We start from the raw sequence: 14,464 nt of genomic DNA on the forward strand, positions 1-14,464 counted from the left end.
GATGCCAAACATCGTGTTAACCAAGCTCAAGGGCCAGGATTACGACAAAGACGTCAAGTCCAAGATCATGACGTTTCTGATGAAACTGGCCGACGACGACACGTCGGCAGGACTCCACATCGAGAAAATGAACCACGCCGCCGACAAGCGAGCGCGCACCGCACGAGTGGATCTATCGCTTCGGGCTGTGCTCTATCGCATGGATGTGCCTGGCGAACCAGAGCGCACCTATGTTTATGCGGGAACGTGGGAGCACGACACCGCAAATAAACGCGCCATGAACCAGATATTGCGAAACAACCCCATCAATGGGGTGCCGGAGCTAATCGACGCGACCGTCCCTGAGGTCGCGCCGCAACCAGCATCCGAGTTCATAGCCGTTGAGGAAGCGGTCGCACCGACTTCTTTCCTTGCTGACAACGGCTACCTCCTCAACGACCTGACCGAAGAGCTGGGGTTCGATTCCGCCGACGCGGAACGCATCTTCGCCGCAACGACCGCCGATCAGCTGCTCACCATGAGCGACAGTTTCGAGAACCAGTGGCAGTCGACAGCAATCATCGGCCTTGCGGTTGTCGATGCGGTCTCTAAGATCCGCACCGATCTTGGCTTCGACGATGCCGCAATCGCTAGCGACTCTGATGACGAAGACGCGCGACTGGTGAAATCGTTCCAGCTCCCCGCAGCGAAGATGCAGTTCGCCTTTGTCGAGGACGACGAAGAACTTCGCCGGGTGATCGAGGGCGGCGACTTCGGCGCCTGGCGGGTCTTCCTGCACCCCGAGCAGCGTGCGTATGCCGATAAGGACTACAACGGCCCCTTCCGCCTCACCGGCGGAGCGGGAACCGGCAAGACTGTCGTATTGCTTCACCGCGCCAAGCGACTCGCGGATGCGGAACCTGCCAGCAGAACCATCCTCACGACGTTCACCAAAGCCCTCTCTGAGGCGCTGGGACGCGACCTCGAGCGACTCGATCCCACAATCCCCCGTGCTTCGTCGCTCGGCGGGGCTGGCGTTCTGGTGCGGGGAATCGATCAGCTCGCGGTCGCAGTCAGAGAGAAGGGCGGAGCCGACTTCTGGAAGGCCGCGCGCCATGTCTTTGGGGAAGATACAGAGCCTCGTCCCAATTTCGAGGCGGGCGACGATGCGTGGGAGAAAGTTTTTGACCTCGTACCCGATCTCCCCGATGCTTTGCGCAATACCGCGTTCTTTGCCGGCGAGTACCTGCAGGTCATCCTCCCTCACCGCATCACAACCGCACAGGACTACTTCAAGGTGCGCCGCCCAGGACGCGGCGTGGCCCTCGATCGGCGCAAACGCGCGAACGTCTGGAAAGTGATCGAGCTTTACCGCCAGACCGGCCGCCAAGAAGGGCGCATCAGCTTTGCTGAACTCAGTGCTGTCGCGGCTTCCTACCTGAACGAACATGCCGACGGCCGCGTAGCCGACCACGTGTTGGTTGACGAAGCGCAAGACCTCACTCCGCTGCACTGGCAGCTACTCCGAGCGTTGGTCGGCGAACACAAAAACGACCTATTCATTGCCGAAGACACCCACCAGCGCATTTACGGCCAACACGTGGTGCTCTCGCGGTACGGCATCAAGATCACTGGGCGCTCACGTCGCCTCACGCTGAACTATCGAACCACGCAGCAGAACCTCAACTACGCCCTCGGAATACTCGCGGGTGGTCTGTACCTCGACAGTGAAGAAGCCCCTGAGGTCGATCACGGCTATCGTTCTTCGCGCACCGGTCCGGCGCCCCGTTCGCTACCCGCAACGAACGTTGCTGAGCAATACGACGCGGTCGCGGAAGAGATCAAAAAGTGGAGCGACGACCCCGACATTCGGGCGAGCACCATCGCAATTCTCACGCGCACGAACAAGCAAGCAGCAGAAGTGCGTGGACAACTCGCCGATCGCGGAGTGGTCGTCAAAGAAAGCCACACGGGCGAGACAGCTGGTGAAAAGCCGCTAGTTCTGACGATGCACAAGTCCAAGGGGCTGGAGTTTTCTCGAGTGGTGCTCTTCGACATCTCGCACGGCTCGATTCCTGCGGGCTGGATGCTCAAGGGCGTAGCGGAAGAAGAAATTGAGGACGTACTGCTACGCGAGCGTTCGCTGCTCTACGTCGCTGCGAGTCGCGCCCGGGATGAGGTAGTCGTGAGCTGGCAGGGCCAGCCCTCCGAGCTTCTCGGCGGCATCAAGGAAACGGGAGAAACCGTTTAGCCGATCCCTCACAGGTGTCGGCGCTCGGGACATCCCACTGATCTCACTAGCGCCGAACCTACCGCCATGCACCCAAGAACTATGGGTGCATGGCAAGTCTCAGCTACGAACGCTCACGGTCGCTGCCCCTTCAGACCGGCAGTCAAATAGTCGATCGTGTCACCAGTCTCGTGGGCGCAGCAAGCAGTGCGAGGCTATGGCTGCTCCTACTGAACGCAGAAAAGCTGCAACTGCGGCATTTGGTCCGGGTCAATACCAACGCTGCCAATGACGATGAGCAGATCGAGCGTGGAGCGGCCGGAGTCATCGCCGGAGCTTCATTGATCGACGACGTTCACGCTGCCGTCTTCGTTCTCGAACGCCTCGGCGGTGAGCGGTTCACGCCCACAGACCGTTTGTGGGCACGGTCGATAACCGCCGCCTGTCAGTCGAGCGGTGTCGAGCTCGCTGGCCTCGTCGTAAGCCACTCGCACGGAGTCCGGTGGCTGACCGGCGACGATTTCATGGCGTAAGCCACGGAATAGCTGCAGATGTCTTCCCACAGAGAGTCGCCACGCCACGTGGTTCGGCTTGCCGTAGGTTCGAATAACGGTCTCAAACTACCCGGGGGATTACTTTGTCTACTGCAGCATCAACGTTCACTACTCACCCTTACTTCCTCAAAGACTTATTGCGGGATTGTGAGTCAGGCAAGCTTCAACTCCCCGACTTTCAGCGGAGTTGGGTGTGGGACGAAGACCGCATTAGTAGCCTGATCGCATCTGTTTCGCGAGGTTTCCCGGTCGGTGCGCTCATGACTCTCGAGTCTGGCGGCAACGTCGAATTCAAGCCTCGCCCAGTCGAAGGTGCGCCGGAACAAGCGCGTGCGGTGCTCTCACCAGAGTCTCTTCTTCTAGACGGCCAACAGCGCATGACGTCTCTCTACCAGGTGACACTCCGCGACCAAGTCGTTCACACTGTGACTCCCAAGCACAAAAAGGTGAAGCGCTGGTTCTACATCGATATCAACAAGGCCCTAGACCCTGACATCGACCGCGAAGAAGCAATCGTAGGCGTTCCCGAAGATCGCATCGTCCGATCGAACTTCGGTCGCGAAGTCTCGCTGGATCTCTCCACTCGAGAATTAGAAATCGAGAACTTGATGTACCCGATGTCCATGGTTTTCCGTTGGGACGACTGGATGGATGCGGTTTTCGAGTGGGGCGAAGACCGAGAAAACTTTAAAGAGCTGCGGACGAAGGTACGCCAGTTCAAGACAGAAGTGCTCGACAATTTTGCCAACTACCAAGTGCCCGTGATCGCACTAGGAAAGTCCACTTCTAAAGAAGCAGTGTGCGTTGTTTTCGAAAAGGTAAACACCGGAGGAAAGCCCCTAGACGCCTTCGAGCTAATCACCGCGATGTATGCCGTTGACGGCCATGAGCTGAGACGTGACTGGTACGGCGACGAGCAATCGATCGGCCGACAGGCGCGCCTCAAGGAAGCCTTGCGCCTTCCCTCCGAGAAATCAGGAGTTCTGAGCGGGGTCGGTAATACTGACTTCCTGCAGGTAGTCTCCCTATTCCACACACGAGATAACCGACGGAAAGCCGCAGAAGAAGGTAAGCAGGGCAAAGACCTGCCCAAGGTTTCGGCCAACCGCCAGTCGCTGCTGAGCCTTCCCCTTGAGTCGTACCTGCGCTACCAAGAGCTTGCCGACGACGGATTTCTGCGGGCGGCGAAGTTCCTCATCGGCCTGGGGATCTACCGGGTTTACGACCTCCCGTACCAGAGCCAGATTGTGCCCCTAGCTGCGATCCTCGCGGATTTGGGAAACAGAATCGAGATCACCTCCGTGCGGGACAAAGTAGTGCAGTGGTACTGGAACGGTGTCTTCGGCGAACTCTACGGCTCAACAACCGATACCCGAATCGCGAAAGATTTTCTGGAAGTTCCCGCATGGATCGACGGAGGGGTCGAACCATCTACTGTCACCGACGCCGCCTTCCGCGCTGAGCGCCTCAAGACAATGCGCATGCGCCTATCCGCTGCGTATAAGGGCGTTAACGCGTTACTGCTGCGTGCCGGCGCTAAGGACTTTCGTACAGGACAGCAATTCGTCCACACCGTTTTCTTCGATGAAAACGTGGATATTCACCACATTTTCCCTCAAGACTGGTGCAAGGCGCAGGGCATCGATCGCACCGAATTCGACTCGATCATCAATAAGACTCCTCTCTCTGCGAGAACGAACCGCATCATCGGAGGGTCTGCGCCGAGCGCGTACTTAGGCAAACTCGAGAGTACCGACGCCAGCGACCACGCCGAGGCACACGCCGTCGACGAGGCACTGCGTAGCCATCTCATCGATCCCGCACTTCTGAGAGCGGATGACTTTGCCGGGTTCATGCGAGCCCGTCAAGAGGAATTGGTACTGCTGATCGAGGAAGCGACCGGGCGCTCGGTGTTCCGCGAATTCAACGCTGCCGAGGAAGATGACGCAGAGGACGACACTGACGAAAACGAAGCAGAGATGACTATCGCCTCGTAGCGGCCGACGAAAGAAACGTTGTCGTGCGACCTTCAGCAGCTCGACACCCGAACGCGACGGCCTCCCAAGCAACAATGGACGCTTAGATTCCTGTGATTGGGGGCTAAACGTGTTCGCAAACTGCACGCTCGACGAACATCGAAAGTTCGTCCCCTCTCGGCAGGCCCAGCGCTGAAGCGAGAAAGTTCACGGCATTCGTTCGTTTTATGGCGATCTCAACCCAGAGTGAGCCTTCATCGCTGTCGTGCACAAGTATCATCAGGTGCAACCCGTCAGTTCACAGAGGAGACGATCATGGGACGAACTAGTGGTGCCACGAATAGGACTGCAAGAGAGCACGACGCCTCAGCGGCCAGTGACAAAAGAGTCGCCATGCTCAAGAGAAGGCTCGCGGCGAAAGACGCAAAAATCGCTCAAAAAGACAAAAAGATTGCCGAGCTGAAAGCGAAGAAGGCGTCTCGAAAGTAGACCCAACCCGTTTTCGCGCCAGCAAGAGGTTCGTCACGCGGAACAGCACCCACCGGACAGCAAGCTCAGACCCACGGTCATCCGGCGAGATAAGGCATCGCGTAGCTAGTGTTAGAGCATGACCACCCCTCACGTATTCGTCACCCTTGGAGATCTCACGCACGTCGAGTGTGACGCGTGGATGCTTCCGACAGATCGCGGCTTCAGGGTCGAAGATCACTGGACCAGCGATGAGACTGGGGTCAGCGGCCTCGCCGAGAAGATCGCTGGGTCGAAAAACGAGTTGTTCAAGCAGGGCGCGATACTCGCCACCAAAGTCATCGATTGGGATGCGGATCGACCGCTGCCGGTCCTCACAGCGGTGCCATTCCAAGGAATCCGCACTGAGGCTGATCTTCGCGATCTGGCGAGTGCCGTTCGCGCGTTCATCTCGCTCGGGGCAACGCTAGCGAAAGATCGCCAATCTAAGCACCGACGCCCGAAGCCACTTCTTGCGATGCCCGCGTTCGGCACCGGTAAAGGTGGCGGCGGCGCAATACGTGGGCAAGTACTCGAGGCGCTACTCGAGAGCGCGAAATTCGGTGCACTTGAGAACGACGTCGACGTTGTCATCGTTTTGAGAGACCCACAGGTATTTGCGCTCGCTCAACAGAAGCGGGCCGGGTACGAGTGGCCCGAGTTAGGCCCGGGCCTTATGCAAAAAGCACAGGAGCTTGCCGCCTTCGCCCGCGAGGGAAAACTCGTGCCGTTCATGGGCGCAGGAGTGAGTGTGAGCGCGGGCGGCCCCAGCTGGAGTCAGCTGATCCAGAAGCTAGCTGCGGGTATCGATATGAGTGAATCCGAAACCGAGTCGCTCACCCGAGCCAACCGAAGTGCCCTCGATCAGGCCGCCTATCTGCGGGAGCGCTACCTCGATCTCGCACACGAAAGGGGCAGCGAGTCGGGCGCAGAGCAGTTTGGCGTGGAGATTGCTGCCGCGGTGTCCGTTGAACGGTACGGGCTCGCACCCGCCTTGCTGGCGAGCCTGCGAACAGAACAAGCCATCACGCTTAACTACGATGACCTGTTCGAGCGCGCGGCTTCGGATGCCAACGATCCACGCACCGTAATCCCCGGCGCCACCTCCAAAACTGTGTCGAACAAATGGCTTCTCAAGCTTCACGGATCAGTCGATGACCCCGCGAGCATCGTGCTCACTCGCGATGACTACCTCGGCTACAACACGACCCGAGAAGCTCTCTCGGCCATCGTTAAAGCGAACCTCATCACCCATCACTTGATGTTCGTCGGCTTCGGGCTTGCCGATGATCACTTTCACCAGATTATCCACGACGTGCGTCAATCACTCCCGAACGATCCGAGCGGCCCGGGATACGCCACCGCGATTACTATGCTCGCCGATCCCTTGGATGCAACGCTCTGGAAGGGGCAACTCGACCTGCTGCCGATGGAGGGCTCCTCGCCCATCGACGCCGCGACCGCGACAAGCGACCGGATTGCTCATGCCGGCCGAAAACTCGAGATCTTCCTTGACGCACTATTGGTCTTCGCGACCGATTCCCACTCCTACTTGCTCGACAACGACTTCGCATCGGCGCTCTCACCGGGCGAAGCCACTCTCCGAGAGAAGCTCCTCGCCCTCAAAATCAGTGCAACTGCTGACGAGAAGGATGCCGCCGGCTGGCGACTCGTCGAGCAGATGTTCGAAGAGCTCGGCGGCTCACCGCAGCACAAATAGTCGCGCCGGCTTCCCCACCGTGCCGGCGGCGAGCTCCCCCGTTGCTGCGAGCTGCGGCTCCATAGCGCGGCGGAAGCTGTCGCGCATGAGTGGTTCGCCCGCGATGGTTTCGTGCAGGTGCTGCAGTTGGCGCAGGGTGAAGGGGTGCTGCAGCAGGCCGGCCGGGTCGGGGGCTGCCGCGTAGCGTGTGCGGAGGGTGGCCACCGCCTGGTCGAGGATGTCGTTGTGACCATACGGGAGGGCGCCAGCATCCGCCACCGGCACTACCTTCGCGAGGGACTCGTCGATCGTGAGGCTCGGCCACGGCACCACATCGAGGTGGGCGACCGAGAGCACCCAGCCGCGATTGTCGCGGGCGGGATCATCGAAGACGTGGAGTTGGCGGGGCGACAAGCCGGAGACTCCGGCCTTGGTGCGCAGGGAGCGCAGCACGGCATCCGCCAGCAACTCGCCCTCGTGCAGGAAGGTGCCCGGCAGGCGCCAGGTGGTGCCGGTACCGGTACCAGAGCCGGTGCCGGTGCCACTGGCAGCACCCGCGCGCACCAGCAGCACGCTGAGCTCGCCGGCCGGCGGAACCGTGAGCACCGCGGTGTCGACGGCGACGGAGGGGCGCGGGTAGTCGGTCAGGGCCCGGTCGGGTGAGTCGCGGTAGATCTCCATACAGACGATTATCGCAGATTCGCGCTAAATGTCAGTGGGGTGTCATACTCTGAATTTGCGCGACAATGCGCTAACTATCGGAGGCATCATGAACAGAGAGATTCACCGCCACCAGAACAGACCACTCCCCCAGCTCCACGTCGGCCACGGCAGCCACCACGGCGCCCTCAGCATCTTCCCCCTCTGGGTCGACTCTCCCCGCGTCACCGGCCTCGACTGGAAGGCCAGCAGCATCCGCACCGCTGAACGCGAGGGCTCCCCCGTCGTCGGCGAACTCGTGCTGCACAACAGCACCGCCCGCCCCATCGTCGCCCTCGAAGGAGACCTCCTCAAAGGCGGTTGGCAGGATCGGATGCTCGCCCGCAGCCTTCTACTCGAACCCTTCGAGGCGCGCGTCGCCGAAGTGTTCTGCGTCGAGGCCGGGCGTTGGGGCGCACGCTCGGTGGAGACCCAAGGCGCCCAGGAGGCTAGCGGCCGCCGCAGTGCGCTCAGCGTGCGGCGCGGTAACGCAGGGGGCGGCGACGGCGAACGCGGCGGTAGCCAGCAGTCCGAAGTGTGGCAGCGCATCAGCCGCTTCGAGAACGCCCTCGGCGCTACGGCCAGTTCGTCGATGCTTGATCATCTCGACCGTTCCGCGCCGCTCGAAGCCCGCCCACTCGACGGCCAGCGCGGCGTCATCATCGGCATCGGCGGCCGCGTGATGGGAGCAGAGCTCTTCGGCAACACTGCCGGGCTGCGCAGCAGGTGGCAGGGCATCCTCGCCGCCGCCGCTCTGGATGCCCAGCTCGCCCCGCAGCGGCGCACCACCGCCCACGACGCCCGCGTCTTCACCCGTCATCTGCAGGGCGTGACCCTCGAAGACGGCGGAGACGCGGGGCTCGCCCGCGCAGTACGGTCACAACAGGGCCGACTGCGGGCATCCGGAATCGTGAACACAAACGAGCACACCAACATGCACACCAGCACCAGTGCACCACCAGCCAGCATCATCCACCTCACCGCGTTTGACGACGCGCACCCCCTATTGGAGAACGCATGAGCGAGAGCCCCTTCTACGACGACGACTTCAATGATTGGCTAATGAAGCCCCGACCACTGCTGCCCACGTACGTGCCGCTGCACGAAATGAGCGAGCACCCCATTCTGCGGCGAGCGCTCGCAACCGGAAACGAAGCGGACGCCCCACTGGAATGGCCCGGCTTGAACTCGGAGCAAAAGCGCGCGGTTGCCGAGATCGGCCTCATCGATCACCACGACGGGGTCGCTGTAGCCATCCCCCCGCACTTCAACCTCGACGTGTTCATCACCGACGCTAGCGAGGAGGAAGCACCCCCGCTCCTCAGCGGACGCTACGGTGATGAGCAGCGCTACTACACCCAAGCCACCGACACAGGGTTCCACACCGTCGGCATCTTCACGGCGATCACCATTAACGACCGGCGTCGCTACTTTCAATGGATCGTCGATCACTGGCAGGAGATTGGGCAGAGCATGTTCCTCTACTACCGAGACGACGACGATACCCACTTCTGCAACGTCCGCGAAAGTGATATCGAGCAGGTAGCGCCGGGCGCCACTGACAACACACCGAAACGCGAGATTCAGGATGTCGCGGTCGCCGAAACCGCCGATGCTGACGCTGCTGATGCTGACGCCGCTGCTGCCGACGCCCTCGATGCCGCCAGCGACTCTGACGACGAACCCGACACCAACGACGAAGAGGAAGACCCCATGGATGAAGAAGACGACATGCTCATGACCGAAGTGGATGCCATGGTGCAGCACGGCATCGCCGTCGGCATTGCGTCGATCGCCCACCGCGGGCAGACCGACAAGCTCGGCTACGACTACATCGATCACCCTGCCCGGGTGGCCGAGAGCTTCGATTGGCTGAGCCAGCCGGTCGAGCACTGCGCCGCGTGGCTGCACGATGTGATCGAAGACACCGACATCACCGCATCCGACCTGCTGAAGGCCGGGATGCTGCCCGAGATCGTGGAGGCGGTCGTGCTGCTGACTAGGCGAGAGGATGTCGCCGACGCCGACTATTACGAAGGCATCCGCCACCATCCGATCGCTCTCGCGGTGAAGCTTGCCGACATTGATGACAACCTCGCCGAGTGGCGTTTTCGCAAGCTCGACTACGACCTTCAGGTACGGCTGTCGAACAAGTATTTTCACGCCCGGCAGCTGCTGCAGGCGACGCCCGAGTGAAGCACTCGCGCTGAGGCCCAGCCGAGCTATTCAACCCGTAAAGATGCAGCATCCGACCCCACGGAGACCCCATGAAACTTTCTAGTGCCCAAACTGATCGCGCCACTGGCGTGATGCTCGCGATGGCCTGCGGCGATGCTCTCGGCGCCGGCTACGAATTTGGGCCTCCCTTCGAAGGCGAGGTTTCGATGAAGGGCGGCGGCGGCTTCGGCTGGGCGCCCGGCGAATGGACCGACGACACCTCCATGGCCGTGCCGATCCTGCGCGCGGCGGCCTCCGGTCGTGACCTGCGCGACGAGGCTGTGCTCGACGAGATCGTCGCAGCCTGGGTCAACTGGGCGAAGACGGCTCCGGATGTCGGGGTGCAGACCAGCGGAGTGCTGCGCGGCATCGAACCTACCGCGAGCGCCGCCCGAGCATCCGCCCGCCGCGTGCATGATGCTCGCGGTCGCAGTGGCGGCAACGGCTCGCTCATGCGCACCGCCCCGGTCGCTCTCGCCTACCTCGGCGACGCCACGGGGCTCGCCGAGGCAGCCCGCGCGATCAGCGACCTCACCCACTTTGATGAGGATGCCGGCGACGCCTGCGTGCTCTGGAGCCTCGCCATCCGTCACGCGATCCTCACCGGCGAGGCGGATGTTCGTGTCGGGCTTTCGGCCCTCGCCCCCGATCGCGCCGCCCGCTGGGCCGCATTCATCGCGGACGCTGAGACCCGGCAGCCCCGCGACTTCACCAAAAACGGGTGGGTTGTGGAAGCGCTACAGGCCGCGTGGTCGGCGATCGTCAACGGCGAGAGCCTCGTCGACACCCTCGAGCGTGCCGTGCGGGGTGGCCGCGATGCCGACACCGTTGCCGCGATTGCGGGCGGTCTCATGGGTGCCCACTGGGGACTCTCCGCGATCCCCGCCGCCTGGCAGCGCATCGTGCACGGCTGGCCAAACCTCACGAGCCTCGACCTGGTACGCCTCTCCACCGAGGTCGTGCGAGGCGAGCCGGTGCCCGAACGCATCGACTACACCGAGTTAGGTGATGTGTCGACGCTCGTGCGGCATCCGCACGACGCCGGCGTCTGGCTCGGCGCTGTCGGCGCGCTCGACGCGCTTCCGCCCGAAGTGGATGCAGTGGTGTCACTCTGCCGCATCGGCTCCCAGCAGGTGCCGGCCCGCATCCGCCACCGCGTCGAGGTGCGCCTGATCGACAAGTCGACGCCCTCCGAAAACCCGAACCTGCTCTTCGTGCTCGCCGATGCAGCGGATGCCGTGGCCGCCCTGCGCGCCGAAGGCCACACGGTGCTGCTCCACTGCGTGCAGGCGCACAGCCGCACCCCCACGGTCGCTGCGCTCTATGCCGCGCGGCACCTCGGGGTACCGATCGACACTGCGTTGGCTGAGGTGCGCGCGGCCCTGCCGAACGCTCGCCCGAACGGGGCGTTTCGGGCGGCGCTTGCCGACGCTAGTTTGGTCCCAACAAAGGGAGCATCCGAATGATGATCGATCTCCACACGCACTCGGCGGTCTCCGATGGTCTCGACTCCCCTGCCGAGCTGATGCGTTTGGGCGCCGAAGCTGGGCTGTCGGTCATCGGCCTCACCGATCACGACACGACGGCGGGCTGGGCAGAAGCATCCGTCGCCGCACAGCAGCAGGGCATCCGCTTACTTCGTGGTGCCGAGCTTTCTACGACGGATGCCCGGGGCGGCACAGTGCACATGCTGGCGTACCTGTTCGATCCGAACGCGCCTGAGCTGCTCGCAGAACTCGCGAAAGCTCCCCAGCAACGGGAGGATCGTGTCCGGGCGATTATCGAGCGCCTCCAGCAGGATTTCGCTGTCTCGTTCGAGTCGATTACCGAGCGCGCCGGTGTCGGCACGATGCTGGGCAAGCCGCACATCGCGGCCGAGCTAGTGGCGATAGGAGCGGTCCCTACTCCGCGTGACGCTTTCACGAATATTCTCGCGGACGGCAGCAAATACCTTGTCCCCTTGATACGGATGAGCCCGCTCACCGCTGTTGACCTCGTACAGAAAGCTGGCGGAGTCACGGTCATCGCGCATCCGCGAGACGGAGAGCGGGGCAATGGCCTTACCGCCGCCGAGATCGCTGAGCTGCGGGATGCCGAACTCTTTGGTCTCGAAGTTGACCACCGCGAGCACACCGCCCTTGCCCGCGCAGAACTCACCGCTCTCGCAACCGACTTAGGACTGCGGATGACCGGCTCCAGCGACTACCACGCCACCAATAAACCCAACCGCCTTGGCGAGAACACCACCGAACGACGCGTGCTCGACGAGCTTCTCGCGAGCGCAACTTCAGGAATGGGGCTCGTCTAGTCGAGAACCGCTCCTATCTCACTCGCGCAGCGCACACGCTCGCACGCGACCCGAACAAGCAGATCACCAATAGCGAACCCAGAAAGTTTGGTCCTGACGGAAGAGTTCACTTTCGCCGTGGCTCGCGACGGGATAGTACGTCGCATGCAACCAGCCGTAGTTCGCGGTGTGCGCGCCGGTGCGATAGACGTCGTCGGAGTTTTCGACGGGCTCGGTCGCGAACGCAGCTGCGGTCGCGGCATCCGAAACCCGGTCAAACAGTTGGCGGCGCGGGTCAGTCGCGCAGGTTGCGGCGGCTTGGAATCCGGCCCCGAAGTCGGTCGCCCACAGCACGGTATCGATCGCAATATGGTCGGGGTGCGGGTAGGCGAAGCACCCAGCGTATCCGCCTTCTGGGGTGGAATACGACCCGACGATTCCTGCGATTGTGGCATCGTCGCCGACCAGCTCAGGCACAAATGTGTCGAGCGTGGCGCGCAGGGCCCATTCGACCTCGGCGTCGCTCAGGTCGCCATCACCGAGGTCAAACACCAGCAAGGCTCCGCGGTCATCGAGGTCACGATAGACGTCAACGGTGGTCGAGACTGTGCATTCGTCAGTCTCGTCGATTCGGCAGACAACACCATTGGGGTCCGGTAGCGGCGCAGAGGTCACCGGGTCCGCAAATCGACCGGGGATAGTCTCATCTTCCTGAACCATGTCGCTGAAGTACTGCACAAATGAATTCACTCGCGCTTCGGCGCAGGCTTCGCTGTACTTGGCCTCGGGGATTGGCTCCGGAGCAGGCTCCAGATCGGGTTGCCATCCGGCTTCGAACCCCTCTGGGGCGCAGAATCCGGTCTGCTCTCCCCGTGTCAGCAACACCACCACGCTATAAACGTCAGCACGATTCTCGAATAGAGACCAGTACTGAAACTCGTCATCCGGATGCGGGCCGACAAAGATGACCGCGCTGGGCTCGATAGTGGTTCGGGCCTGCGCGATCGCGCCAAGACTTGCCGTCACCCCCACAATCAACGTGACAGCGACGAACCATTTAACTGCGCGATGAAGGCTCACGGCTTCACGTACCAACCGCGGCGGTGAAGCACTATAGAGAGCAGAACCCACGACATTAGCCACAGCATTGTCCACACGAGTTGGGCGAGAACTGCTGACGGAAACAGGCTGGCGAAGGCGCCGGTGACCGACGTCCCGCCGGGGAGTGGCCGGTTGAGCAACAGCATCATCAAGTGCGAGCCAAAGTAGGCCAGCAGGCTATTGCGCCCTAGTGCAACCCATGGCGTCCAGAAGCGGCTCTGCCGTTCGGTTCGAAACTTACTCGAAGGCAAGGCGACTTGACCCAACCAGAGGAGCAGAGCGGCAATGGCCGCGATGCTCAAGGCGAAAGGTGCTGTCCACAACCGCTTCATTGGCGGCACCGGCCCACCGGCCAGCAGGTCGGGGCCAAGCCACAGCGCCGCTGCGAGCCCGAGCAGTGCGGCGATGGCGAGAGCAATCGGCACGGTGGTGATGGGAATTCGCGTTGAACTTGCCGCCTCGTCCTTGCGGAAGCGCAGAATCAGATGCCCCAGTGTCGCCCCGGCTGCTGTAGAAACGAGAGCACCCATGATCGCAATGATTCCCTCGGGGTCGTGCCCGGCGAGACCATTCCTATAGATGTGGGTTGCTCCAAAGAGGAGCGAGTCGAGCGGGCCAGACGGGTTGCACTCAGGCGTGAGTAGAGTCGCGACACACGAGCGCGCGAAGCTCGAGAGCATCACCGTGTTTGAGATAGCGAGCACGATTGTCAGCAGCGCCCAGCCTCGCCAGCTGCGCGTGACGAGGTGCAGCAAGGCCATCACGACGATCACGACAGCGTAAAGCTGCAACACTCCCGTGAACCGCAGCTCTGTCAGTGACGCCGTTGCGTCGACGACTGCGTTGAACCCGAGGCCAAGAGCGACAAGCACAAGTGCCCGGCGCAGCACGCCCCAAGGCTCAACCTGACGATGAAACGCGAACGCCATTCCGCAACCGGCGAGGGTTACGAACAGCGGAAAAATGAGATCGATGGGCATGACACTTGCCCAGGGAGCGTGGTCAAGCAGCGGGATGGAAATGATGACGCTGTTGACACCCAAGCTGGCGACGAGCATCCAGCCCCGGGCCCAATCGAGAGCGTCGATGCGATTCTTCGTCGCAGTGGCTGGGCCGTTGACGGCTACCGACGCGCGCTCGTTGGCCATGCGCTCCCCGAATCCCGGCTCCTGGCCGAATGAACTGACGCAGTTAATGCCCGGTGGGCGCTGGACT

General features: G+C 62.0%; 11 protein-coding genes. 8 read left to right on the top strand and 3 right to left on the bottom strand.

Annotated elements, in window-relative coordinates:
• Position 1 precedes the first annotated feature (1 nt).
• The 4 genes from I6E73_RS00685 to I6E73_RS00700 all read left to right on the top strand — a co-directional run bounded on the left by I6E73_RS00685 (position 2) and on the right by I6E73_RS00700 (position 6,966).
• Positions 2-2,230 carry a UvrD-helicase domain-containing protein gene (locus tag I6E73_RS00685; protein WP_197122306.1) on the top strand — a complete coding sequence of 743 codons (2,229 nt, stop codon included), beginning with the start codon at positions 2-4 and terminating at the stop codon, positions 2,228-2,230.
• An 89-nt stretch (positions 2,231-2,319) separates the two neighbouring features.
• The gene (locus tag I6E73_RS00690; RefSeq protein ID WP_197122308.1) at positions 2,320-2,742 is read left to right on the top strand and encodes a hypothetical protein; all 423 of its coding nucleotides are present in this window, start codon (positions 2,320-2,322) and stop codon (positions 2,740-2,742) included.
• Positions 2,743-2,846: 104 nt separating this feature from the next.
• On the top strand, positions 2,847-4,760 hold the full coding sequence (locus I6E73_RS00695) for a DUF262 domain-containing protein (protein ID WP_197122310.1): 1,914 nt from the start codon (positions 2,847-2,849) through the stop codon (positions 4,758-4,760).
• A gap of 586 nt (positions 4,761-5,346) precedes the next feature.
• Entirely contained in the window at positions 5,347-6,966 is a 1,620-nt protein-coding gene (locus I6E73_RS00700; RefSeq protein WP_197122312.1) for an SIR2 family protein, read from the top strand.
• On the opposite strand, the gene I6E73_RS00705 is transcribed toward I6E73_RS00700, so the two are convergent.
• Complete coding sequence (locus I6E73_RS00705) at positions 6,949-7,626, bottom strand: NUDIX hydrolase (RefSeq protein WP_197122314.1); 678 nt, start codon at positions 7,624-7,626, stop codon at positions 6,949-6,951. The two genes, I6E73_RS00700 and I6E73_RS00705, sit on opposite strands and share 18 nt — an antisense overlap.
• An 88-nt stretch (positions 7,627-7,714) precedes the next feature.
• On the opposite strand from I6E73_RS00705, the gene I6E73_RS00710 reads away from it, so the two are divergent.
• The 4 genes from I6E73_RS00710 to I6E73_RS00725 all read left to right on the top strand — a co-directional run bounded on the left by I6E73_RS00710 (position 7,715) and on the right by I6E73_RS00725 (position 12,169).
• A complete protein-coding gene (locus I6E73_RS00710) occupies positions 7,715-8,665 on the top strand; it encodes an ARPP-1 family domain-containing protein (protein WP_197122316.1) in 951 nt (316 codons plus the stop codon).
• On the top strand, positions 8,662-9,840 hold the full coding sequence (locus I6E73_RS00715; RefSeq protein WP_197122318.1) for a hypothetical protein: 1,179 nt from the start codon (positions 8,662-8,664) through the stop codon (positions 9,838-9,840). The genes I6E73_RS00710 and I6E73_RS00715 overlap by 4 nt, the downstream gene beginning before the upstream one ends.
• Positions 9,841-9,911: 71 nt before the next feature.
• Entirely contained in the window at positions 9,912-11,327 is a 1,416-nt protein-coding gene (locus I6E73_RS00720; RefSeq protein WP_197122320.1) for an ADP-ribosylglycohydrolase family protein, read from the top strand.
• Positions 11,324-12,169 carry a PHP domain-containing protein gene (locus tag I6E73_RS00725; RefSeq protein WP_197122322.1) on the top strand — a complete coding sequence of 282 codons (846 nt, stop codon included), beginning with the start codon at positions 11,324-11,326 and terminating at the stop codon, positions 12,167-12,169. Before I6E73_RS00720 ends, I6E73_RS00725 begins: the two co-directional genes overlap by 4 nt.
• A gap of 63 nt (positions 12,170-12,232) precedes the next feature.
• On the opposite strand, the gene I6E73_RS00730 is transcribed toward I6E73_RS00725, so the two are convergent.
• Both I6E73_RS00730 and I6E73_RS00735 read right to left on the bottom strand, forming a co-directional pair.
• Positions 12,233-13,228 carry a hypothetical protein gene (locus I6E73_RS00730; protein WP_197122324.1) on the bottom strand — a complete coding sequence of 332 codons (996 nt, stop codon included), beginning with the start codon at positions 13,226-13,228 and terminating at the stop codon, positions 12,233-12,235.
• A complete protein-coding gene (locus tag I6E73_RS00735) occupies positions 13,225-14,397 on the bottom strand; it encodes a heparan-alpha-glucosaminide N-acetyltransferase domain-containing protein (protein WP_197122326.1) in 1,173 nt (390 codons plus the stop codon). Before I6E73_RS00735 ends, I6E73_RS00730 begins: the two co-directional genes overlap by 4 nt.
• Positions 14,398-14,464 lie beyond the last annotated feature (67 nt).

It is taken from the genome of Salinibacterium sp. SWN248, assembly GCF_015864575.1.
Taxonomy (GTDB): Bacteria; Actinomycetota; Actinomycetes; order Actinomycetales; family Microbacteriaceae; genus Rhodoglobus.